Origin of the sequence: Flavobacterium flabelliforme (assembly GCF_017948675.1) — a bacterium.
GTDB lineage: Bacteria > Bacteroidota > Bacteroidia > Flavobacteriales > Flavobacteriaceae > Flavobacterium > Flavobacterium pygoscelis.
In genome coordinates this window covers 66540-89445 of the sequence record NZ_JAGFBU010000002.1, presented here as the reverse complement: position 1 = coordinate 89445, position 22906 = coordinate 66540, and the positions used below count along the sequence as shown (strand labels likewise).

At 34.3% G+C, this 22906-nt stretch carries 34 protein-coding genes; 2 read left to right on the top strand and 32 right to left on the bottom strand.

Features of this window, described 5'->3' with window-relative positions; all coding sequences use genetic code 11:
- Nucleotides 1–318 precede the first annotated feature (318 nt).
- From rplQ to rpsL, 32 genes are all read right to left on the bottom strand, one after another.
- Nucleotides 319–807, bottom strand: coding sequence for a 50S ribosomal protein L17 (rplQ, locus tag J3S90_RS06715; protein ID WP_188049966.1), 489 nt, complete (start codon nucleotides 805–807; stop codon nucleotides 319–321).
- 63 nt (nucleotides 808–870) lie between these two features.
- On the bottom strand, nucleotides 871–1863 hold the full coding sequence (locus J3S90_RS06710) for a DNA-directed RNA polymerase subunit alpha (RefSeq protein WP_035668087.1): 993 nt from the start codon (nucleotides 1861–1863) through the stop codon (nucleotides 871–873).
- A 21-nt stretch (nucleotides 1864–1884) separates the two neighbouring features.
- On the bottom strand, nucleotides 1885–2490 hold the full coding sequence (gene rpsD / locus J3S90_RS06705) for a 30S ribosomal protein S4 (RefSeq protein ID WP_188049965.1): 606 nt from the start codon (nucleotides 2488–2490) through the stop codon (nucleotides 1885–1887).
- A gap of 91 nt (nucleotides 2491–2581) precedes the next feature.
- Nucleotides 2582–2965 (bottom strand): 30S ribosomal protein S11, encoded by a 384-nt coding sequence (gene rpsK, locus J3S90_RS06700; protein ID WP_024981527.1) that lies wholly within the window; start codon nucleotides 2963–2965, stop codon nucleotides 2582–2584.
- Nucleotides 2966–2973: 8 nt separating this feature from the next.
- Complete coding sequence (rpsM, locus tag J3S90_RS06695) at nucleotides 2974–3348, bottom strand: 30S ribosomal protein S13 (protein WP_161644169.1); 375 nt, start codon at nucleotides 3346–3348, stop codon at nucleotides 2974–2976.
- A 2-nt stretch (nucleotides 3349–3350) separates the two neighbouring features.
- Complete coding sequence (gene ykgO / locus J3S90_RS06690; protein ID WP_008992256.1) at nucleotides 3351–3467, bottom strand: type B 50S ribosomal protein L36; 117 nt, start codon at nucleotides 3465–3467, stop codon at nucleotides 3351–3353.
- A 12-nt stretch (nucleotides 3468–3479) separates the two neighbouring features.
- On the bottom strand, nucleotides 3480–3695 hold the full coding sequence (gene infA, locus J3S90_RS06685) for a translation initiation factor IF-1 (protein ID WP_007136545.1): 216 nt from the start codon (nucleotides 3693–3695) through the stop codon (nucleotides 3480–3482).
- 4 nt (nucleotides 3696–3699) lie between these two features.
- Nucleotides 3700–5046: a preprotein translocase subunit SecY gene (secY, locus tag J3S90_RS06680; RefSeq protein WP_188049964.1), complete on the bottom strand. Its 1347-nt coding sequence runs from the start codon at nucleotides 5044–5046 to the stop codon at nucleotides 3700–3702.
- Nucleotides 5047–5059: 13 nt separating this feature from the next.
- Entirely contained in the window at nucleotides 5060–5512 is a 453-nt protein-coding gene (rplO, locus tag J3S90_RS06675; RefSeq protein ID WP_066081007.1) for a 50S ribosomal protein L15, read from the bottom strand.
- Nucleotides 5513–5523: 11 nt separating this feature from the next.
- Complete coding sequence (rpmD, locus tag J3S90_RS06670) at nucleotides 5524–5706, bottom strand: 50S ribosomal protein L30 (RefSeq protein WP_166138180.1); 183 nt, start codon at nucleotides 5704–5706, stop codon at nucleotides 5524–5526.
- Nucleotides 5707–5718: 12 nt separating this feature from the next.
- Nucleotides 5719–6246 (bottom strand): 30S ribosomal protein S5, encoded by a 528-nt coding sequence (gene rpsE, locus J3S90_RS06665; protein ID WP_121925773.1) that lies wholly within the window; start codon nucleotides 6244–6246, stop codon nucleotides 5719–5721.
- Nucleotides 6247–6252: 6 nt separating this feature from the next.
- On the bottom strand, nucleotides 6253–6603 hold the full coding sequence (gene rplR, locus J3S90_RS06660) for a 50S ribosomal protein L18 (RefSeq protein WP_121925772.1): 351 nt from the start codon (nucleotides 6601–6603) through the stop codon (nucleotides 6253–6255).
- An 11-nt stretch (nucleotides 6604–6614) separates the two neighbouring features.
- Complete coding sequence (gene rplF, locus J3S90_RS06655) at nucleotides 6615–7157, bottom strand: 50S ribosomal protein L6 (RefSeq protein ID WP_121925771.1); 543 nt, start codon at nucleotides 7155–7157, stop codon at nucleotides 6615–6617.
- Nucleotides 7158–7175: 18 nt separating this feature from the next.
- Nucleotides 7176–7574 carry a 30S ribosomal protein S8 gene (gene rpsH / locus J3S90_RS06650; protein ID WP_121925770.1) on the bottom strand — a complete coding sequence of 133 codons (399 nt, stop codon included), beginning with the start codon at nucleotides 7572–7574 and terminating at the stop codon, nucleotides 7176–7178.
- Nucleotides 7575–7698: 124 nt separating this feature from the next.
- Nucleotides 7699–7968 carry a 30S ribosomal protein S14 gene (rpsN, locus tag J3S90_RS06645; RefSeq protein WP_188049963.1) on the bottom strand — a complete coding sequence of 90 codons (270 nt, stop codon included), beginning with the start codon at nucleotides 7966–7968 and terminating at the stop codon, nucleotides 7699–7701.
- 3 nt (nucleotides 7969–7971) lie between these two features.
- Nucleotides 7972–8523: a 50S ribosomal protein L5 gene (rplE, locus tag J3S90_RS06640; protein ID WP_121925769.1), complete on the bottom strand. Its 552-nt coding sequence runs from the start codon at nucleotides 8521–8523 to the stop codon at nucleotides 7972–7974.
- A 2-nt stretch (nucleotides 8524–8525) separates the two neighbouring features.
- Entirely contained in the window at nucleotides 8526–8840 is a 315-nt protein-coding gene (gene rplX / locus J3S90_RS06635; RefSeq protein ID WP_188049962.1) for a 50S ribosomal protein L24, read from the bottom strand.
- A gap of 11 nt (nucleotides 8841–8851) precedes the next feature.
- A complete protein-coding gene (gene rplN, locus J3S90_RS06630; RefSeq protein ID WP_026717863.1) occupies nucleotides 8852–9220 on the bottom strand; it encodes a 50S ribosomal protein L14 in 369 nt (122 codons plus the stop codon).
- Between the two features lie 2 nt (nucleotides 9221–9222).
- Entirely contained in the window at nucleotides 9223–9483 is a 261-nt protein-coding gene (rpsQ, locus tag J3S90_RS06625; RefSeq protein WP_072992295.1) for a 30S ribosomal protein S17, read from the bottom strand.
- A gap of 17 nt (nucleotides 9484–9500) precedes the next feature.
- Nucleotides 9501–9692: a 50S ribosomal protein L29 gene (rpmC, locus tag J3S90_RS06620; protein ID WP_066081030.1), complete on the bottom strand. Its 192-nt coding sequence runs from the start codon at nucleotides 9690–9692 to the stop codon at nucleotides 9501–9503.
- 13 nt (nucleotides 9693–9705) lie between these two features.
- Nucleotides 9706–10131, bottom strand: coding sequence for a 50S ribosomal protein L16 (gene rplP, locus J3S90_RS06615; RefSeq protein WP_121925766.1), 426 nt, complete (start codon nucleotides 10129–10131; stop codon nucleotides 9706–9708).
- Nucleotides 10132–10150: 19 nt separating this feature from the next.
- Entirely contained in the window at nucleotides 10151–10912 is a 762-nt protein-coding gene (rpsC, locus tag J3S90_RS06610) for a 30S ribosomal protein S3 (RefSeq protein WP_039110223.1), read from the bottom strand.
- Between the two features lie 6 nt (nucleotides 10913–10918).
- The gene (gene rplV / locus J3S90_RS06605) at nucleotides 10919–11329 is read right to left on the bottom strand and encodes a 50S ribosomal protein L22 (RefSeq protein ID WP_007136561.1); all 411 of its coding nucleotides are present in this window, start codon (nucleotides 11327–11329) and stop codon (nucleotides 10919–10921) included.
- A 6-nt stretch (nucleotides 11330–11335) separates the two neighbouring features.
- On the bottom strand, nucleotides 11336–11614 hold the full coding sequence (gene rpsS, locus J3S90_RS06600) for a 30S ribosomal protein S19 (protein WP_007136562.1): 279 nt from the start codon (nucleotides 11612–11614) through the stop codon (nucleotides 11336–11338).
- Between the two features lie 6 nt (nucleotides 11615–11620).
- A complete protein-coding gene (rplB, locus tag J3S90_RS06595; protein ID WP_035668122.1) occupies nucleotides 11621–12445 on the bottom strand; it encodes a 50S ribosomal protein L2 in 825 nt (274 codons plus the stop codon).
- A 6-nt stretch (nucleotides 12446–12451) separates the two neighbouring features.
- Complete coding sequence (rplW, locus tag J3S90_RS06590; protein WP_066081040.1) at nucleotides 12452–12742, bottom strand: 50S ribosomal protein L23; 291 nt, start codon at nucleotides 12740–12742, stop codon at nucleotides 12452–12454.
- A gap of 6 nt (nucleotides 12743–12748) precedes the next feature.
- Entirely contained in the window at nucleotides 12749–13378 is a 630-nt protein-coding gene (gene rplD / locus J3S90_RS06585) for a 50S ribosomal protein L4 (RefSeq protein WP_035668126.1), read from the bottom strand.
- A complete protein-coding gene (gene rplC, locus J3S90_RS06580) occupies nucleotides 13378–13995 on the bottom strand; it encodes a 50S ribosomal protein L3 (RefSeq protein WP_072945403.1) in 618 nt (205 codons plus the stop codon). Before rplC ends, rplD begins: the two co-directional genes overlap by 1 nt.
- Before the next feature lie 155 nt (nucleotides 13996–14150).
- Nucleotides 14151–14456, bottom strand: a complete 306-nt coding sequence (gene rpsJ, locus J3S90_RS06575; RefSeq protein WP_011963470.1) for a 30S ribosomal protein S10 — start codon at nucleotides 14454–14456, stop codon at nucleotides 14151–14153.
- An 11-nt stretch (nucleotides 14457–14467) separates the two neighbouring features.
- Nucleotides 14468–16624 (bottom strand): elongation factor G, encoded by a 2157-nt coding sequence (fusA, locus tag J3S90_RS06570; protein ID WP_210645563.1) that lies wholly within the window; start codon nucleotides 16622–16624, stop codon nucleotides 14468–14470.
- A 10-nt stretch (nucleotides 16625–16634) separates the two neighbouring features.
- A complete protein-coding gene (gene rpsG / locus J3S90_RS06565; protein WP_035668130.1) occupies nucleotides 16635–17111 on the bottom strand; it encodes a 30S ribosomal protein S7 in 477 nt (158 codons plus the stop codon).
- Nucleotides 17112–17181: 70 nt separating this feature from the next.
- Nucleotides 17182–17565, bottom strand: a complete 384-nt coding sequence (rpsL, locus tag J3S90_RS06560; RefSeq protein WP_022828353.1) for a 30S ribosomal protein S12 — start codon at nucleotides 17563–17565, stop codon at nucleotides 17182–17184.
- Nucleotides 17566–17832: 267 nt separating this feature from the next.
- On the opposite strand from rpsL, the gene J3S90_RS06555 reads away from it, so the two are divergent.
- Both J3S90_RS06555 and J3S90_RS06550 read left to right on the top strand, forming a co-directional pair.
- Nucleotides 17833–19536, top strand: coding sequence for a BamA/TamA family outer membrane protein (locus tag J3S90_RS06555; RefSeq protein ID WP_236023904.1), 1704 nt, complete (start codon nucleotides 17833–17835; stop codon nucleotides 19534–19536).
- An 85-nt stretch (nucleotides 19537–19621) separates the two neighbouring features.
- Nucleotides 19622–22891 carry a SusC/RagA family TonB-linked outer membrane protein gene (locus tag J3S90_RS06550; RefSeq protein WP_210645562.1) on the top strand — a complete coding sequence of 1090 codons (3270 nt, stop codon included), beginning with the start codon at nucleotides 19622–19624 and terminating at the stop codon, nucleotides 22889–22891.
- The last annotated feature ends 15 nt before the right edge of the window (nucleotides 22892–22906 follow it).

Below are 22906 nucleotides of genomic sequence, written 5' to 3'. Positions count from 1 at the left end.
TTTGAGACACACTATGCGTGTAACATTTGTAGTCAATTCTGGTGCAAATTTAATTTAATAAAATAGTGAAAGCAAAAAAAATAAAAAAATATATAATTTTAAACTTTCTTTATAAAAGTTGTTAGAATGGCACAATTTCTAACCTAGCCCTGATGGAAGCGGCATCCTTATTACCCAGTGTTTGGTTAAGAAGATACAGCAAAGAGCAGGACAAATTATCTTATGAAATTGAAACTTCTGCTAAAAAAAAAAATCAAAAAAAAAGGATAAACTATAAATAGCTTATCCTTAATTTTTATTGAATGATTATCTTCATAATTATTCAGCAGCGTCAGTAGTAGTTTCTGTTTCAGCAGCTGGAGCTTCAGTAGCTTCATCTGCCTTCTTAGTTTTAGCACCACGACGGCTTTTTGCTTTCTTAACTTCTTTTTTACCACCATTGTAAAGTTCGTTAAAATCTACTAATTCGATCATTGCCATATCAGCATTATCTCCTAGACGATTTCCAACTTTAATGATACGAGTGTATCCACCTGGACGGTCACCAACTTTAGCAGCTACGTCTCTGAACAAGTCAGTTACCGCATATTTACTACGTAAGTAAGCAAAAACGATACGACGATTGTGAGTCGTATCAGATTTAGATTTTGTTATTAAAGGCTCAACAAATTGTTTAAGCGCTTTTGCTTTAGCAACAGTAGTGTTAATACGTTTGTGCTCGATAAGAGAACAAGCCATATTAGCTAACATAGATTTTCTATGTGCTGTCTGTCTGCTTAAGTGATTGAATTTTTTTCCGTGTCTCATGACGTGTTTTTTTATACTTTCATCTTGATGCTATCCGTTTTGGAGATCAAAATATGAAGTAATTTATTCTTTATCTAATTTGTATTTCGCTAAATCCATACCGAAGTTTAAATTTTTAATGGCTACAAGTTCATCTAGCTCAGTTAAAGATTTTTTACCAAAATTACGGAATTTCATTAGGTCATTTTTATTGAACGATACTAAATCACCAAGTGTATCAACTTCAGCCGCTTTCAAGCAATTTAATGCTCTTACAGAAAGATCCATATCTACAAGCTTAGTTTTAAGCAATTGTCTCATATGTAATGATTCTTCATCATACGATTCTGTTTGTGCAATTTCGTCAGCCTCAAGTGTAATTCTTTCGTCAGAAAACAACATGAAATGGTGAATTAGAACTTTAGCAGCCTCAGTTAAAGCATCTTTAGGATTGATTGAACCATCAGTTTTAATTTCAAAAACTAATTTTTCATAATCTGTTTTTTGCTCAACACGGAAGTTTTCAATAGCGTATTTTACATTTTTTACCGGAGTAAAAATTGAGTCTGTAAAAATAGTTCCAATAGCAGCATTCTGTTTTTTATTCTCCTCAGCAGGAACATATCCTCTACCTTTTTCGATTGTTAAGTCGAAATTAAGTTTGATTTTACTATCTAAATTACAGATAACTAGTTCTGGATTCAAAACTTGGAAACCTGAAATAAATTTTTGAAAATCACCAGCTGTCAATTGATCTTTACCTGAAACAGAAATAGTAACTGATTCATTATCTATATCTTCAATCTGGCGTTTAAAACGTACTTGTTTAAGATTAAGAATAATTTCGGTAACGTCTTCAACAACTCCTGAAATAGTAGAAAACTCATGATCTACACCTTCAATGCGAACAGATGTAATTGCATAACCTTCTAATGCTGAAAGCAAAACTCTTCTAAGTGCATTACCAACGGTCAATCCGTAACCAGGTTCTAAAGGTCTAAATTCAAATTTACCTTCAAAATCGGTTGAATCGATCATGATAACTTTATCGGGCTTCTGAAAATTAAATATTGCCATAAATTTCGACTAAGTCAATTATTATTTGTTGTACAACTCTACGATTAATTGTTCTTTAATGTTTTCTGGGATTTGAAGTCTTGCAGGTACAGAAACAAAAGTACCTTCTTTAACGTCATTATTCCAAGTAATCCATTCATAAACATGACTTGAATTAGATAAAGAACGTTCGATAGCCTCTAAAGATTTAGATTTTTCACGAACTGCAACTTTGTCACCAGGTTTAAGGTGGTAAGAAGCGATATTTACAACATCACCGTTAACAGTGATATGTCTGTGAGAAACTAATTGTCTAGCGCCTCTTCTAGAAGGAGCGATACCCATTCTAAAAACAACGTTGTCTAATCTTGCTTCACATAATTGTAAAAGAACCTCACCAGTAACACCTTTAGTAGCTGATGCTTTTTTGAATAAACCTCTGAATTGTTTTTCTAAAATTCCATAAGAATATTTAGCTTTTTGCTTTTCCATTAACTGGATTGCATATTCAGATTTTTTTCCTCTTTTTTTAGCCATCCCGTGTTGTCCAGGTGGGTAATTTCTTTTTTCGAAAGATTTATCATCTCCGAAGATTGCTTCGCCAAATTTACGAGCAATTCTAGTTTTTGGACCAGTATATCTTGCCATTTCTAAAAAATTAAATTAAGGTAGAGATTATGAATTCAGGTCATATCCTTCGATAATCGTATATTCTACCTAGTTATACTTAAATATATTATTAAACTCTACGTCTTTTTGGAGGACGACATCCGTTGTGAGGCATTGGAGTAACATCGATAATCTCAGTCACTTCAATTCCACCGTTATGCAAAGAACGAATAGCAGACTCACGTCCGTTTCCTGGTCCTTTTACATAAACTTTAACTTTTTTAAGTCCAGCTTCAAGAGCTACTTTACTACAATCTTCTGCTGCCATTTGAGCTGCATATGGAGTATTCTTTTTAGAACCTCTAAAGCCCATTTTTCCAGCCGAAGACCAAGAAATAACTTCACCTTTTTTGTTAGTCAAAGAAATGATGATATTGTTAAAAGTAGCAGAAATATGAGCTTCTCCCGTTGATTCAACGATAACTTTACGTTTTTTTGCAGTTGCTTTAGCCATATTACTTATTATTTAGTTGCTTTTTTCTTGTTAGCAACAGTTTTTCTTTTACCTTTTCTTGTTCTAGAGTTGTTTTTAGTTCTTTGTCCTCTTAAAGGAAGACCAGTTCTATGACGGATACCTCTATAACATCCAATATCCATTAAACGTTTGATGTTTAAAGAAACCTCAGAACGCAATTCTCCTTCAATTTTGAAAGTTGATACTGCTTCACGAATTGCTCCGATCTCATCATCATTCCAATCTTGAACTTTTTTATCTTGGCTAACTTGAGCTTTTTCTAAAATCTCAATAGCTCTACTTTTTCCTAATCCAAAGATATAGGTAAGTGCTATAACACCTCTCTTATTTTTTGGGATATCTACCCCTGCTATTCTTGCCATAATTATCCTTGTCTTTGTTTAAATCTAGGATTCTTTTTGTTTATTACGTACAATCTCCCTTTTCTTCGCACAATTTTGCACTCGGGACTTCTCTTTTTTACTGAAGCTCTAACTTTCATTTTGAATATCCTTTAATATCTATAAGTAATTCTTGCTTTTGACAAGTCATAAGGGCTCATTTCTAGCTTCACTTTATCACCAGGTAATAATTTGATATAATGCATACGCATTTTTCCAGAAATATGGGCGATTACAATATGTCCATTCTCTAACTCTACACGGAACATCGCATTTGATAATGCTTCGATGATTGACCCGTCTTGTTCTATTGCTGATTGTTTTGCCATAAAGTTAAGCTACTGCTTTTCTATTTTTTCCACTTTTCATTAAACCATCATAATGTTTGTTCAACAAATATGAATTGATTTGCTGCATTGTATCTATGGCAACTCCAACCATAATTATTAATGAAGTACCTCCAAAAAACATTGCCCAAGATTGTTGAACATCCATAACACTTACAATTATTGCTGGGAACACAGCAATTAGAGCTAGAAATAAAGATCCTGGAAAAGTTATTAAAGACATCACTTTGTCAAGATAATCTGAGGTTTCAACTCCTGGACGAATCCCTGGAATAAATCCACCACTTCTTTTCAAGTCATCTGACATTTTGTTCGTAGGAACAGTAATGGCCGTGTAAAAGAATGTAAAGACAATAATTAAAGTTGCAAATACAAAATTATACCAAAAACCAAACATATTACTAAAAGCACCAACGACAGATTGTGATGCATCTGATTTTGACAAACCGGCTAAAGCAGCTGGTATAAACATAATCGCTTGTGCAAATATTATTGGCATAACTCCAGAAGCATTAAGCTTTAAAGGAATCCATTGTCTATTTCCATTAAGCATATCTTGCTCGAAATCACCTGAAGTTGTACGACGTGCATACTGAACAGGTATTTTTCTAACTGCCATAACTAAGAGTACACAACAGATAATAACTAGTAACCAAACAATGATTTCAATAACTAATAACATTGGACCACCATTATTGTTGGTAACCCTAGTTGTAAATTCCTGAATAAATGCTTGTGGTAGCCTAGCTAAAATACCAACCATAATCAACAATGATATACCATTTCCAATTCCCTTATCAGTAATTTTCTCTCCTAACCACATGGCGAAAATTGTACCTGTAACTAAAATAACTACTGAAGAAAATAAGAATTCAAATGAATTGAACCCCAATAAAAATGCATTACTAGGTAATGTTCTATATAAATTATAGATGTAAGTTGGACCTTGAACTAAAGTTATTCCAATTGTCAACCAACGAGTAATTTGATTAATCTTTTTTCTACCGCTTTCTCCATCACTTTGCAATTTTTGTAAATAAGGAATAGCAATTCCCATTAACTGAACTACAATTGAAGCAGAAATATAAGGCATAATTCCTAAAGCAAAAACTGACGCTTGAGAAAATGCACCTCCAGTAAACATGTCAAGAATTGAACCAATTCCCTCTTTGGTTTGCCCAGCTAAATTACCTAACTGTGTAGCATCAATGCCTGGTAGGGTAACTTGCGCCCCAAAACGATAAACTAAAAGTAATCCTAATGTAATTAAGATTCTATTTTTAAGTTCTTCAATTTTCCAAACATTACTTATTGATTCAATAAATTTCTTCATATTAATAGAAAAATTACATTGTTACAGCTTCTCCACCAGCAGCTTCAATAGCAGCTTTTGCAGTAGCAGTAAATTTGTGAGCGGTTACTTTTAATTTTGCTGTCAATTCACCTCTACCTAAAATCTTTACGATTTCATTTTTAGTAGCTAAACGATTAGCAACATAAACTGTCATATCAACAGTATCTTTAATAACACCATTATCAACTAAAAGTTGAAGTGTATCAAGATTTACACCTTCGTAATCTTTACGATTGATGTTTGTAAAACCAAACTTAGGCACACGTCTTTGAAGTGGCATTTGCCCTCCCTCAAAACCAATCTTTTTAGAATAACCAGAACGAGATTTTGCTCCTTTGTGTCCTCTTGCAGAAGTACCACCTTTTCCAGAACCTTCTCCTCTACCTAATCTTTTATTCTGATTGTGTGTAGAACCTTCAGCAGGTTGTAAGTTACTTAAATTCATAACAGTATTTGTTATTTAGTTTCTTCAACAGAAACTAAGTGTTTAACTTTATTTATCATCCCAAGGATTGTAGGGTTTGAATCATGCTCTACAACTTGTCCCATTTTACGTAGACCTAAAGCTTCTAATCCTCTCTTTTGAGAAAGAGGACAGTTGATTTTGCTTCTAACTTGTTTTACTAATAATTTAGCCATAATTTCCTTGAATTAACCTTTAAAAACTTTTTCTAAAGAAACACCTCTTTGTTTTGCAACAGCATAAGCACTTCTCATTTGTAATAAAGCATCAAAAGTTGCTTTTACTACGTTGTGAGGATTTGAAGATCCTTGTGATTTAGATAATACATCATGAATCCCTACTGATTCAAGAACTGAACGAACAGCTCCACCAGCAATAACTCCAGTACCATGAGAGGCAGGAATTAAGAAAACACGTGCACCACCAAATTTACCTTTTTGTTCGTGAGGAACTGAAAGACCATTCAAAGGAATCTTAACTAGATTTTTCTTAGCATCTTCTACTGCTTTCGCAATTGCTTCAGAAACGTCTTTAGATTTCCCTAAACCATGTCCAACCACTCCATTTTCATCACCTACAACTACAATAGCAGAAAAACCGAAAGCTCTACCACCTTTTGTAACCTTAGTAACACGATTTACACTTACCAAACGATCTTTTAATTCAAGACCACTTGGTTTTACTAACTCTACATTCTTGTATTTACTATTAGACATACTATATTAGAATTTAAGTCCAGCCGCTCTTGCGCCTTCCGCTAATGATTTAATACGACCGTGATATAAATAACCTCCTCTATCGAAAGTTACTACCTCAATTCCGGCTTTTAAAGCTTTTTCAGCAACTAGTTTTCCAACTGCTGTAGCCACTTCGATATTCGTACCGTTACCTATTTCTTTTTCTCTTGAAGAAGCTGCTAATAAAGTAACACCGTTTACGTCATCAATAAGTTGAGCGTAAATTTCTTTGTTACTTCTAAATACAGATAGTCTTGGATTTGTAGCAGTACCACTAATCGTTTTTCTAATTCTGAATCTAATTCTTTGTCTTCTTTCAGGTTTTGTTAATGACATAATCTTATTTTTTAAGCTGATTTACCTGCTTTTCTTCTTAATACTTCACCTACAAATTTAACACCTTTTCCTTTATACGGCTCTGGCTTACGGAAACCTCTGATTTTCGCAGCTACTTGCCCTAAAAGTTGTTTGTCAAATGATGTTAATTTAACTATAGGGTTCTTACCTTTTTCAGATATTGTTTCTAAAGTAACTTCAGGAGCAATTTCTAAAACTATATTGTGAGAGAATCCAAGTGCTAAATCTAACTTTTGTCCTTGATTTGAAGCTCTATAACCAACTCCTACCAATTCTAATGACTTTGTAAAACCTTCTGTAACACCGATAATCATATTATTGATTAAAGATCTGTACAAACCATGTTTTGCTCTTTGGTCTTTGTGATCAGACGATCTTTCTACTTGAACTTGATCGCCTTCAACTGTAACAGTAACGTCCGAAAACTCCTGAGTTAGTTGACCATTTTTTCCTTTTACTGTAATAATACCATTTGCAACTTCAACAGTTACACCAGCTGGTATAGTTACCGGACTTTTACCTATTCTTGACATCTTTATATAGTCTTTAAATTAGTATACGTAACAAATAACTTCACCACCTACGTTCAATTGTTTTGCTTTCTTTCCAGTCATTAACCCTTTAGAAGTTGACACGATAGCAATACCTAATCCATTAAGGATTCTAGGAATAGATGAAGAACTTGAATATTTACGTAAACCTGGTTTACTAATTCTTTGGATATCTTTAATTACCGGCTCTTTAGTATCTTTATCATACTTTAAAGCAATTTTGATTGAACCCTGAACAGCGTTGTCCTCAAATTTGTAACTCAAGATATAACCTTGATCAAATAAGATCTTAGTTATTTCTTTTTTTAGATTAGATGCAGGAATTTCTACAACTTTGTGGTTTGCAGCCACAGCGTTACGAACTCTTGTCAAATAATCAGCAATAGGATCTGTATACATTATGTATCAATTTGCGGTTTTGGTTTTCGATGAACTATTCATCGAACCTGAAACCAGTTTATAAATATGAATGATACAGACGTAACTAGGTTGCGTCTGTATCAGAACGTAATAAAATTACGTATTACCAAGATGCTTTTTTAACACCTGGAATCAATCCGTTATTTGCCATTTCACGAAATGTAACACGTGAAAGACCGAATTGACGCATATATCCTCTTGGTCTACCTGTTAATTTACAACGATTGTGCAAACGAACTGGTGAAGCATTTTTCGGTAACTTTTGCAAACCTACGAAATCTCCAGCTTCTAACAAAGCTTTTCTTTTCTCAGCAAACTTAGCTACTGTTTTTTCTCTCTTAACCTCGCGGGCTTTCATTGATTCTTTAGCCATGTCTTAATTCTTTTTAAAAGGTAATCCTAATTCTGTTAATAGAGACTTTGCTTCTTTATCCGTTTTTGCAGACGTTACAAAAGTAATATCCATTCCTGATATTTTGTTTACTTTGTCAATATCAATTTCTGGGAAAATGATTTGCTCTAAAACACCAAGATTGTAATTACCTCTTCCATCGAATCCAGTAGCTTTGATACCACTAAAATCTCTAACACGTGGCAAAGCTGAAGTTACAAGTCTATCTAAAAACTCATACATTCTTTCTCCACGCAAAGTAACTTTTGCTCCAATCGGCATCCCTTTTCTCAATTTAAAAGACGCAACGTCTTTCTTAGAGATAGTAGATACTGCTTTCTGTCCAGTGATCTTTGTTAACTCATCAACTGCATAGTCAATTAGTTTTTTATCAGATACAGCTGCACCAACTCCTTTACTTAAAACGATTTTTTCCAATTTAGGAACTTGCATTACGTTTACGTATCCGAATTCCTCTTTAAGAGCAGCGATTACTCTGCTCTTATATTCTTCTTTTAGTCTAGGTATATACGCCATTACTATAGTACTTGATTAGATTTTTTTGAAAATCTTACTTTCTTATCTCCTTCTACTCTAATACCAACTCTAGTTGTTTCCTTAGTTTTAGGATCAATTAAAGAGATGTTAGATATTTGTATAGAAGCTTCTTTCTTTACAATACCACCTTGAGGGCTTTTTGCACTTGGTTTCGTGTGTTTAGAAACCATATTTACACCTTCAACAATCGCTTTGTTTTTCTCTTTGTACACACGCAATACTTTACCTTCAGCACCTTTATGGTCTCCAGCAATTACTCTTACGATGTCACCTGATTTTATTTTTAGCTTTATCATCTTAAAACGAATTAAAGCACTTCTGGTGCTAATGATACAATTTTCATGAATTGTTTTTCACGAAGTTCTCTTGCTACTGGACCAAAAACACGAGTTCCTCTCATTTCACCTGCAGCATTCAAAAGAACACATGCATTGTCATCGAAACGGATATAAGAACCATCAGCTCTTCTCACTTCTTTTTTGGTACGTACAACAACTGCAGTTGAAACAGCTCCTTTTTTAACGCTTCCGTTAGGTGCTGTATCTTTGATAGAAACTACAATTTTGTCACCAACAGAGGCATACCTTCTTTTGGTACCTCCTAAAACACGGATAGTTAAAACTTCTTTAGCTCCAGTGTTATCTGCTACTTTTAATCTTGACTCTTGTTGTACCATAATTATTTAGCTCTTTCTAAGATTTCAACTAACCTCCAACATTTAGTTTTACTTAAAGGACGCGTTTCGCTAATCCTTACCGTATCTCCAATGTTACAGTCGTTCATTTCGTCGTGTGCGTGATACTTTTTAGTTTTCAACACGAACTTACCGTATAATGGGTGTTTTACTTTACGTACTTCTGCAACAACAATAGACTTATCCATTTTGTCTGAAGTAACAACACCAATTCTCTCTTTTCTTAAATTTCTTTTTTCTTCCATCTTTCAGCAGACTACAGTTATTGTAACTCTCTTTTAGTAAGTTCTGTAGCTAATCTAGCAACCACTCTTCTTACACTTCTAATTTGAAGTGGGTTCTCAATTGGTGAAATAGCGTGAGCCATTTTTAGATCAGCATATGTTTTCTTAGTCTGGCTAAGCTTTTCTTGCAACTCTGCTGCAGAAAGATCTTTTATTTCTGATTGTTTCATAATATAATATAGATTATGCTTCGAAATCTCTAGCAACAACGAATTTTGTTTTTACTGGAAGCTTTTGAGCTGCAAGACGCAACGCCTCTTTTGCAACTGATAAAGGAACTCCTCCAACTTCAAACATAATTCTTCCGGGTTTAACAACAGCAGCCCAATATTCAACGGCTCCTTTACCTTTACCCATACGTACCTCAAGAGGCTTCTTAGTAATTGGTTTGTCTGGAAATACTTTGATCCATAATTGTCCTTCTCTTTTCATAAAGCGAGTTGCAGCAATACGCGCAGCTTCGATTTGACGTGAGGTTAAGAACATTCCATCTTCATGTACAGATTTAATACCAAACATTCCATTTGAAAGCTCATACCCTCTATGAGAGTTCCCTTTCATTTTACCCTTTTGTACCTTACGGTATTTTGTTCTTTTAGGCTGTAACATTTTTCTTTAATTTAAAAATTTACTTTCGTTTACGAGCATCTGGTTTTCCACCTTTGTTAAAAGGTTTTCTGTCTCCTCTTGGAGAATCTCCACCTTTACCTCCACCAGTACCAGATTGTTTTTTGTCCATTCCAGCAAGCGGAGAAAGATCTCTCTTTCCATAAACTTCACCTTTCATGATCCACACTTTGATCCCCATTCTACCATAAGTAGTATGCGCTTCAGCTAATGCATAATCAATATCGGCTCTGAAAGTTGATAGAGGAATTCTTCCTTCTTTGAAACCTTCTGAACGTGCCATCTCTGCACCATTCAAACGACCAGAAATCAAAACTTTGATACCTTCAGCGTTCATACGCATAGAAGCAGCAATAGCCATTTTGATTGCACGTCTGTAAGAAATACGGCTTTCGATTTGACGACAGATGCTTGTAGCAACTAGATACGCGTCAAGTTCAGGTCTTTTTATTTCAAAGATGTTGATTTGAACCTCTTTGTCAGTAATTTTCTTAAGTTCTTCTTTCAACTTGTCTACCTCTTGTCCACCTTTTCCGATAATGATACCAGGTCTAGCAGTAGTGATAGTAACGGTTACAAGTTTCAAAGTTCTCTCGATGATTACTTTTGATACACTAGCTTTTGATAAACGAGCATGGATATACTTTCTGATTTTGTGATCTTCGGCAAGTTTATCACCATAATCATTTCCACCATACCAGTTTGAGTCCCATCCTCTGATGATACCAAGTCTATTTCCAATTGGATTTGTCTTTTGTCCCATCTTGTATTAAATTGCTTGTGTGTTATTAATAGATCCAAGCACGATTGTTACGTGATTAGAACGTTTTCTAATTCTGTGAGCACGACCTTGTGGAGCTGGACGAAGTCTTTTCAACATCATTCCACCATCTACTGTAATCGTTTTAACAAATAAACCAGCTTCTTCCATATTAGCGTCTGGGTTTTTTGCTTGCCAGTTGGCAATAACAGATAAAACCAATTTTTCTAATTTTCTTGAAGCTTCTTTAGAACTAAATCTTAAGATGTTCAATGCTCTCTCTACCTTCTGACCTCTTACCAAGTCCGCTACTAAGCGCATTTTTCTAGGTGAAGTAGGGCAGTTATTCAATTTTGCGAAAGCTATAGACTTATTAGCCTCTTTTCTCGCATCTGCTGTTTCTCTTTTACGAACTCCCATTGCTTCTTATTTTTTACCTTTATTTTTTGCTCCAGCATGACCTCTAAAAGATCTAGTTGGTGAAAATTCTCCTAATTTGTGACCTACCATGTTTTCTGTTACGTAAACTGGTACAAATTGACGACCGTTATGAACTGCGATAGTTTGTCCAACAAAGTCTGGAGTAATCATAGAAGCGCGAGACCAAGTCTTAACTACTCCTTTATTTCCACCAGCGATGTTTTCTTGAACTTTCTTGTCTAACTTATAATGAACGAAAGGTCCTTTTTTTAATGAACGTGCCATATCTTATTATTTCTTTCTACGTTCTACGATATACTTGTTACTCGGGTTTTTCTTAGAACGAGTTCTATAACCTTTAGCTGGTATTCCATTTCTTGAACGTGGATGTCCACCAGAAGAACGTCCTTCACCACCACCCATTGGGTGATCGACAGGGTTCATTGCAACAGGTCTTGTTCTAGGTCTTCTACCTAACCATCTTGTTCTACCTGCTTTACCAGATACAACTAATTGGTGGTCTGAATTTGAAACCGCTCCAATTGTAGCCGAACAAGTCAACAAGATTAATCTTGTTTCACCAGAAGGCATTTTGATTGTAGCATATTTTCCATCTCTTGCCATTAATTGAGCAAATGTTCCAGCAGAACGAGCGATTACAGCTCCTTGTCCTGGTCTCAATTCGATACAAGAAATTACAGTTCCTAGTGGAACTCTACTTAAAGGTAATGTATTACCAATTTCAGGCTGAGATTCTGGACCAGAAACTAATTTCTGACCAACTTTCAATCCGTTTTGAGCAATAACATAAGTTTTCTCACCATCAGCATACGCTAATAATGCGATAAACGCAGTACGATTTGGATCATATTCGATTGATTTCACCGTAGCTGGAATTCCTTCTTTTGTACGTTTGAAATCAATAATACGATATCTCTGCTTGTGACCACCACCCGTATAACGCATGGTCATCTTTCCTTGACTATTTCTACCTCCAGAGTTTTTTATCGGCGCTATCAAAGAGCGTTCCGGCTTATCAGTTGTAATGGCGTCATAACCATTCACAACTCTAAATCGCTGACCTGGGGTAATAGGTTTTAATTTTCTTACTGACATTTTATCTTAGATATTGTTGTAAAAATCAATTGTTTCTCCTTCTTGTACTTGTACAATTGCTTTTTTGATTGCATTTGTCTTTCCACTGATTAAACCACTTTTAGTGTATTTTGTAGTTCTATCCGGTCTTACGTTCATCGTGTTAACGCTCAAAATCGTTACTCCATAAGCAGCTTCAATAGCTTTCTTAATTTGTACTTTATTTGCTTTTTTGTCAACAACGAATCCGAAGCGGTTTAAAACTTCACTTTCTTTGGTTACTTTTTCCGTTACTATAGGCTTAATTATGATGCTCATATCCTATTATTTACTTAAATTTTCTTCAATTATCTCTAAAGAACTCTCTAAAAGAACTAAATTATTAGCATTTAGAATAGCATAAGTGCTTAATTCTAAGCTACTTACAACGCTAGAGCCTTTTAAATTGCGTGAGGACAAATATACATTTTTATTGGTATCACCCAATACAAATAGAGATTTTTTATTTTCTAACTCTAAAGCTTTCAAAACGTTGATGAAATTTTTAGTGTTTGGTGTTTCAAAATTAAAGTCTTCAAGAACGATAATATTCGATTCTTTTGCTTTGATTGAGAAAGCTGATTTTCTAGCCAAACGTTTCAAGCTTTTATTCAATTTGAATGAATAACTTCTTGGTCTTGGTCCGAAAACTGTTCCACCACCTTTAAACAATGGATTCTTTGCACTACCCGCACGAGCAGTACCAGTTCCTTTTTGTTTTTTTATCTTACGAGTACTTCCCGCTACTTCAGCTCTTTCTTTAGCTTTGTGCGTTCCTTGTCTTTGATTAGCAAGATATTGCTTTACATCAAGGTATACTGCGTGATTGTTTGGTTCTATACCAAATACTGAATCAGAAAGTTGCACTTTTCTTCCAGTATCTTTTCCGTTGAAATCTAATACTTTTGCTTCCATTACTTCTGAATGATTACATAAGAGTTGTTATGACCAGGAACACATCCTTTTATAACAAGTAGGTTCTTTTCAGCAACTACTTTTAAAACTCTAAGGTTTTGAACTTTTACATTGTCTCCTCCCATACGTCCAGCCATACGCATTCCTTTGAATACTCTAGATGGATAAGAAGAAGCTCCTACAGAACCTGGCGCTCTTAAACGGTTGTGTTGACCGTGAGTTGCTTGTCCAACACCACCAAAACCGTGACGTTTAACAACCCCTTGAAAACCTTTACCTTTAGATACACCTTGTACATCTACAAATTCTCCTTCAGCAAAAATAGAAACATCTATAAGATCTCCTAATTTTTGTTCAGTTGCAAAATCTTGGAATTCAACGACTTTTTTCTTAGCTACAGTTCCCGCTTTTTTAAAGTGACCTAAAGCCGCTTTTGTGGAATGTTTCTCGTTTTTGTCATCGAAACCTAGTTGCAACGCTTCGTACCCGTCAACACCTTTGGTTCTGACTTGGGTAACAACGCATGGTCCAGCTTCGATTACTGTACAAGGAATGTTTTTCCCGTTCTCGTCGAAAATGCTAGTCATGCCGATTTTTCTACCAATTAACCCAGACATAATTATTAATTATTAATTATTAAATATAAACATAGAACGCAGCTTTTAACCGAATCCTATTTTTTTTAGTGGTGCAAAAGTATAACTTATTTACACACAAACCAAAAAAAATATTTTTCAATTAAAAGCAGCGTTCTTTTTTACTCTTAAACTACTTAAACTTTGATTTCAACTTCAACTCCACTTGGCAATTCAAGTTTCATTAACGCATCAATAGTTTTAGATGAAGATGAATAAATGTCAATTAATCTCTTGTATGACATTACTTCAAATTGCTCTCTCGCTTTTTTGTTAACGTGTGGAGAACGCAATACAGTGAAAAGTTTTTTGTGAGTTGGCAAAGGAATTGGTCCTGTAACTACTGCACCTGTACTCTTAACAGTTTTTACAATCTTCTCAGCAGACTTGTCTACCAACATGTGATCGTAAGATTTTAATTTTATTCTGATTTTTTGACTCATTTTCTTAAAGATTAAGCGTTTCCTTTTGCTTTTTTGATTACTGCTTCCGAAATATTAGCAGGTGTTTCAGCGTAGTGTGAAAATTCCATTGTAGAAGTTGCTCTACCAGAAGAAAGTGTTCTTAATGTTGTAACATAACCAAACATTTCTGATAACGGAACATCCGCTTTAATAGTTTTAGCACCAGCTCTATCACCCATGTCATTTACCTGACCTCTACGACGGTTGATATCACCTACGATATCTCCCATGTTTTCTTCTGGCGTAATAACTTCCATCTTCATGATTGGCTCAAGAATAACAGCTCCAGCAGCTTTAGCTACTTCTCTGTAACCCATTCTAGCAGCTAACTCAAAAGATAGTGCATCTGAATCCACAGGGTGGAAAGATCCGTCTGTTAAAGTTACTTTCAAACTATCTACTTGGTATCCAGCTAATGGACCAGTTTTCATAGCTTCTCTAAAACCTTTTTCAACAGATGGGATATATTCTTTAGGAACGTTACCACCTTTTACAGCGTTAACAAATTGTAATCCATTAGGAATTTTTCCATCAACTTCGTCAGCTGGCTCTAATTTAAATACGATATCTCCGAATTTACCACGACCACCTGATTGTTTTTTGTAAGTTTCTCTGTGAACAGCAGATTTTGTGAAAGCTTCTTTATATTCAACTTGAGGCTCACCTTGATTTACTTCAACCTTGAATTCACGTTTCATACGATCAACTAAGATATCTAAGTGAAGCTCACCCATACCAGAGATAATCGTTTGACCTGAAGCTTCATCAGTTCTAACTGTAAACGTAGGATCTTCTTCAGCTAATTTAGCTAAAGCCATACCCATTTTATCTACATCAGCCTTAGTTTTAGGCTCAATTGCTATACCAATAACTGGCGCAGGAAATTTCATTGACTCCAAAATAATTGGGTGTTTTTCATCACACAATGTATCTCCAGTTTTAATATCTTTAAATCCAACTGCTGCACCAATATCTCCAGCTTCGATGAAATCGATTGGATTTTGCTTGTTTGCGTGCATTTGATAAATACGAGAAATTCTTTCTTTATTTCCTGAACGAGTGTTCAAAACATAAGAACCTGCATCTAAACGCCCTGAATAAGCACGGAAAAAAGCTAAACGACCTACGAATGGATCAGTAGCAATTTTAAAAGCTAAAGCAGCGAATGGCTCTTTAACATCTGGCTTACGCAAAATTTTAGTTTGATCTTCTTCTAGCAATTCCGCATCATCAGGGTGAATCCCTTCGATACCTTCTTTATCCATAGGAGATGGCAAGTATTTACATACTGCATCTAACATGAATTGAACTCCTTTATTTTTAAAAGATGAACCAGAAGTCATTGGAATGATTGCCATATCCATTGTTGCAGCTCTTAAAGCTTTGTTGATTTCTTCTTCCGTTATAGAGCTTTCATCTTCCATGAATTTCTCTAATAAGTTGTCATCATAATCAGCCACTGCTTCAATAAGGATAGAACGATATTCTTTCACTTCATCCAACATATCTGCTGGAATATCAACGATATCATACGTAGCTCCTTGATTCTCATCATGCCAAATAATAGCTTGATTTTTTACTAAATCCACAACACCTTTGTAATCATTTTCTTCACCGATAGGTAAAGTGATTGCAACAGCATTTGATTTTAACATATCACGAACTTGTTGGCAAACCTTTAAAAAGTTAGACCCTTGTCTGTCCATTTTATTAACAAAACCAATACGTGGCACTCTGTATTGATCTGCTAATCTCCAGTTAGTTTCAGATTGAGGCTCAACACCATCAACTGCACTAAATAAGAAAACTAAACCATCAAGCACACGCAAAGAACGATTTACCTCTACAGTAAAATCAACGTGTCCAGGAGTATCAATAATATTAAAGTGGTACGGAATAGATTCCGGAAGCACTTTGCCTTGTTTTGTTGGGAAATTCCACTCACAAGTTGTCGCAGCAGAAGTAATGGTAATACCTCTTTCTTGCTCCTGCGCCATCCAGTCCATTGTTGCAGCACCATCATGGACTTCACCAAGTTTATGTGATTTTCCAGTATAAAAAAGAATACGCTCTGTTGTTGTTGTTTTACCAGCATCAATATGAGCAGCAATTCCAATATTTCTTGTATATCTTAAGTCTCTAGCCATTTCCTATGAATTAAAATCTAAAGTGAGAGAAAGCTTTGTTAGCTTCTGCCATTTTGTGAGTATCCATTCTTTTCTTAACAGCAGCACCTTCTTCTTTAGCCGCAGCTAAACATTCTGAAGCTAACCTTTGAGCCATTGACTTTTCGTTTCTTCTTCTTGAATATAGAATTAACCATTTCATCGCCATAGAAATTTTTCTATCTGGACGAATTTGCATTGGAATTTGGAATGTAGCTCCACCTACTCTACGACTACGTACTTCTACGTGAGGCATAACGTTAGTTAAAGCATCTTTCCATATTTCTAATGATGGTTTTTCTGCATCTTGTTTTTTAGACTCAATGATGTCAATAGCATCATAAAATACTTTAAACGCTGTCGATTTTTTTCCATCCCACATTAAGTTGTTCACAAAACGTGTTACCAGTTGATCATTAAACCTTGGATCTGGTAAAAGTGGTCTCTTCTTTGCCGCTCTTTTTCTCATGTCTTTTTTTTAATAAAATTACACACCTATAAGTCACGATTAATCGTGCCTATATAATGCAAACTTTAAATTACTTTTTTGCTTCTTTTGGGCGTTTTGCTCCGTACTTAGATCTTCTTTGCGTTCTTCCTGCTACTCCTGACGTATCAAGTGCACCACGAACGATGTGATATCTAACTCCTGGTAAATCTTTTACCCTTCCACCCCTAACTAATACTATCGAGTGCTCTTGTAGATTGTGTCCTTCACCAGGGATGTAGGCATTTACTTCATTACCATTTGTCAAACGTACACGCGCTACTTTACGCATTGCAGAGTTTGGTTTTTTTGGTGTTGTAGTGTAAACACGCGTACAAACCCCTCTTCTTTGAGGACAAGAATCTAAAGCAACCGATTTACTCTTCTTAGTCATCTGAGTTCTTCCTGTTCTTACTAATTGTTGAATTGTTGGCATAATTAATACTAAAAATTTCTTATTATATTAAATTCCCGCTTTTTACGGGGTTGCAAATGTAGAAAATATTTTTTACTCCACAAACGCTAATTCATTAAATTTTTATTCAACTAATAATTTGTACCTGAATAATATAAAGAAACACCTTTAATAATTGAGTTTTAAAATTACTAGGACAGTCTCAATTCCTAAAGAATCATTTTGAAGTTTGATTTACATTAGAAACAATAGATATTTGCATTACATTTATTAAAAAAACTAATCATTTTGAAATCATTTTTATTTTTTATTTTCTTTTTCACTATTTGCTGGAACACTTCTGCGCAGAATTTTTATTTAAAAATTAAAGGAAAAAATAATTTAGAAAATAAAACAATCGACTCTTTAATCTATAATACCAAGCATAAAAACATAAAATCATTAACTGACGAAATAAAGGCTTTCTCACTTAAACTAACAAAATTAGGATACATCGACAATATCACAGATGATGCAAAACTAATAAACGACTCTATTTATATATCGGAATTTATTCTAGGTGAAAAAATAAAATCTTTAATTATATCCTTAGACACAGACAGTTTACTCACCTCCATTATTTCATCAAGCATTAAAAACAACAAAATAGAATTACCCTACAATGAAATAGATTTTTTTTTAAAAGAAGCTTCACAAAAACTTGAAAAAACAGGATACGCATTAGCAAAATTAAAATTGATCAATATAGAAAGGAACCAAAATATTTTATATGCAGATTTAAAATTAGAAACAGCGCAAAAAAGAAATTTAAACACTATCACCATACGATATGCTGAAGAAGAAATGACTAAATTCCCAAAAGGACAATTAAAACAAATAAATAAGAAATACCAAAATACAATTTTCAATCAAAAGACGGTTGAAAAAATTAATGATGATTTTAATAAATTCAGTTTTGTAAATCAAGTAAAATATCCGGAAATCCTATTCACCAAAGACAGCACTACTATCTATGTGTATTTAGAAAAAAGAAAATCGAATAATTTTGATGGATTTCTAGGTTTTTCTAATAATGAAGATAAAAAGGTTACTTTAAATGGCTATCTAGATTTAAAATTAGATAATATTTTAGGCTCAGGAGAAGAACTTTCTGTCTATTGGAAAAGCGACGGAAATAACCAAAAGTCATTTAAAGGAAGCCTTGAAATTCCCTATCTTTTCAAAAGTCCAGTAGGCATAAAAACGCAACTAAATATTTTTAGACAAGATTCGACATTTCAAAACACAAATATAGCAATCGACTTAAGCTATTTTATAAATTACAGCTCGAGAATATATATAGGTTATCACACAACTGAATCGAGTAACATTCAAAATTTGGAATCAAATTTAATAAGCGATTTCAACAACTCATTCATCACTTCAAGCTTTGAGTATACTAAATTCAATAATCCCAATACCTCTTTCCCAATAAAAACCCAAATAGGGACATCTCTAGCATTAGGATCAAGAGAAATCAAAAATTTGACAAACAACACTACCAATCAACAATTTATCATTAATTTAAACATTATACATAACATTCTGTTAAACAACAAAAGCGCCATAGAATTAAAAACACAAAATTATTATATGCAAAGTAAACGCTATCTCGCAAATGAATTATTTCGTTTTGGTGGATTAAACAGCATAAGAGGTTTTCCCGAGAATAGTCTCAATGCCTACTATTATTCTACAATAACAACTGAATATCGTTATTTAATAACACCTAACCTTTATATTCATAGCATACTAGACTACAGTATTTTAAAGAATAAATTAGAATTTTCAAATTCAATTTACACCGAAAATTTAATAGGTTTAGGAGCAGGAATTGGTATAAACACAAAAAATGGATTGTTTAAAATAGCAGTTGCAAACGGCAACAATACCAAGAATAAATTCGAAACGTACAACACAATTATACACATTAGTTATAATGTTAAATTTTAAAGATATGTATAAAAAAGTAAAATTTAAATTAGGAAAGTTAACAAATTATTAAGAAGTTTGTGAAACTAATTCAAAATTTTATAAAATGAAACTAAAGTTCAATGGATTCTTAGTACTACTATTAGTACTAATCGCGCAAGTAACCTTTGCGCAAGAAAGAGTTGTTGCTGGAACTGTTTCCGACAATTCAGGAATGCCTTTACCAGGTGTTAGTGTATTGATTAAGGGGACTAAATCAGGAACACAAACTGATTTTGACGGAAAATTCTCCATCAAAGCATCACCAAATCAAACCTTATTATTCAGCTACATTGGGATGAAATCTCAGGAAGCACTAGCTAGTACTAGTATTTTGAATATTAGACTGAAAGATGATTCAGTAGAACTAGAAGGAGTTGTTGTAACTGCTTTAGGAGTGAAAAGATCTGAAAAATCGCTAACTTATGCTTCGCAAAGTGTAAAAGCTAAAGATCTAAACATTACTCAAGACGCAAATATTAAGACAGCAATAGCTGGAAAAGTAGCCGGAGTACAGATTGTTGGTCAATCTGGAGCAAAACTAGGTGCGTCAGGAAAAATACGTTTGCGTGGGGCTATTTCTTTAACTAGTGATAGTGATCCATTATACATCGTTGATGGTGTTCCTGTAAGCGACCCTAACGTTATAGACATGGAAAATGTAGCCAGTGTAAACGTTTTGAAAGGACCTAATGCAACTTCCTTATACGGTCAAAGAGCTGAGGCGGGAGTGATTATCATCACTTCTAAATCAGGTAAAGGAAAAAAAGTAGAAGTTTCTCTTATTAGCTCTACTACTTTTGATAAAGTAGCTTATTTACCAAATTATCAAAATGAGTACGGGCAAGGTTACGGTGGAGAAAGTGAATGGACTAATTTCGACTTTGCTAGCAATCCAAACTATCCTGCAGGATGGGCTTCACTTAATGGAAAAAAATATATTGGAACTCCAGATGCAGATGCGAGCTGGGGACCAAAATTTGACGGAAGCGACTATATCCCATGGTATGCATGGCAACCTGGAACTGAATATTTTGGAAAAACAGCAAAATGGGAAGGCCAAAAAAACAACATTAAAAACTTCTATGATACGGGAGTAACTAAAAAACAAGGTATTTCTGTTAGTGGAGGGAATGAAACATTTAGTTCTAGATTCTCATACACGAACTTAAACCAACAGGGTATTATACCAAATTCTGACTTAAACAAACATTTATTAAGCTTTAGAATAGATGCAAATTTAACATCAAAATTTACTATAGGGGCAGGTGTTAATTATACTACTCAAAAAACATTAGGAGATTTTGACGATGATTATTCAAATCAAACTTCGGGATCATTCAATTCATGGTTTGGAAGAGACTTAGATGTTCGTAAATTAAAAGAACTAAGAGGATTAAAAACCGATAATGGATATAGTGCCTCATGGAACTGGGCAGGACCGGAAGTTTATGCAAATTCATTAGCCGGAAATGATCCTACTGATCAAGGTGGTCAAAAACCAGTTTTTTGGTTTAACCCATACTATTGGCTAGATCAATACACTAACGAAAACTCAAGAAATCAACTAGTTGCAGACATCCATGGAGATTACAAATTTAGTGATCATTGGAGTGCGAATTTTATGGTCTCTAGAAATCAAACAGAAAACAGAGGTATTTTTAAAGTTCCTTTTGATGTACAATATTCATCTGATTTAGATGCAGGTAATATGAAAAACATCAATAGTTTTGGTAGAAGCTCATCTACTTTGATAGAAGACAACTACACTACTATTTTGAATTATAAAAACAATTTTGGCAAGTTTGAGGTTGAAGCACTAGCGGGTGGACAAATAAGAAGAAATAACAACCAAAGTTGGGCAGCACAAATGGACTCAGGAAATATTACAAGCGGAGGTTTATTAATTCCAGATTTGTATATTTATAGCAACTCCAAAGAACAAGTAGTGCCGTCAACAAGCTACACTGTTAAACAAGTAAACAGTATGTTTGCTAAAGCTTCTGTTGGTTATGGCGGATATGCTTACTTGGATGCTTCTATCAGAAAAGATTATAGCTCTGCATTATTTAATAATGCAAATGGATACATTTATCCATCAGTAGGAGGTAGCTTAATTTTCAGTGAATTAGCAAAATACGATTGGTTATCTTTTGGAAAAGTAAGATTTGGATGGGCGCAAGTAGGAAGTGACCTTGCTGCAAATCTAATCAATCCTGCTTTCCCAACCTATAACGGTAGTTATAATGGATACAATGGTAAACCTATCATGTACAATCAATCCCAATTAGTAGACAATCAAATAAAACCAGCAATAAATTCGTCTACAGAATTTGGTGTTGATTTAAAATTCTTGAATAACAGATTAGGATTAAGCGCTACTTATTACAATGAAACACGTAAAGATGATATCATTCCTATTAGTGTGTCTGCTGGTTCTGGTTACTCTACAAAATTAACAAATGCAGGAAAATCAGTAAGAAAAGGAGTAGAGTTAGTATTGAATGCTACACCCGTAAAAACAAATGATTTCGACTGGACTGTAGCTGTGAACTTTGCAAAAAACAAAACAACTATTGAAGAGCTACCTGATGGACTTCAAAGCATCAATGCTCCAGGTGGATCTAGTGCTTTCACATTCGTAACTGTAACACACCAATTAAATGGTGAATGGGGACAATTATTAGGTGCTGGTTTTGCAACAGATGCTAACAATAACAAAATAATAGATGAAAACGGATTATACGTTGTACAACAAAACAAATACCTTGGGTCAGTTTTACCAGAATTTACAGGAGGTTTTTTAAATACTATAACTTATAAAAATCTGTCTTTAACTGCTTTAATTGATTTTCAAAAAGGTGGTAAGTTTTTCTCACTTTCTGAAATGTGGGGAACAAATGGTGGTCTTTTAGATGATACCGTTGGGAATAATGATTTAGGAAATCCAAAAAGAGATGCTGTTAATGGTAAAGTAGGTGGAGGAGTTCATGTAGTTGGAGTTGACAAAGCCGGTGCCAAATTTGATGAATATGTTGAGGCTTATGATTATTACAACCAGTGGTATGCAAATAGATTAGCTGAACCATTTGTACATGACGCAAGTTATATTAAATTAAGAGATGTAAGTTTAACATATAGTATTCCTGGAAAATGGGTTAAAAATGTATTTGAATCTGCATCTGTAGGTATTGTTGGTCGTAACTTATGGCTTATTAGTGTATCAAAAGAAAACAAACACAACTGGGATCCTTCAGAAATGTCAAAAACTTTTGGTGAAGATGGTGGATTACCTGGTACTAAAAGTTATGGTATAAATTTAAAAGTTACTTTCTAAAAACTTAAAATGAAA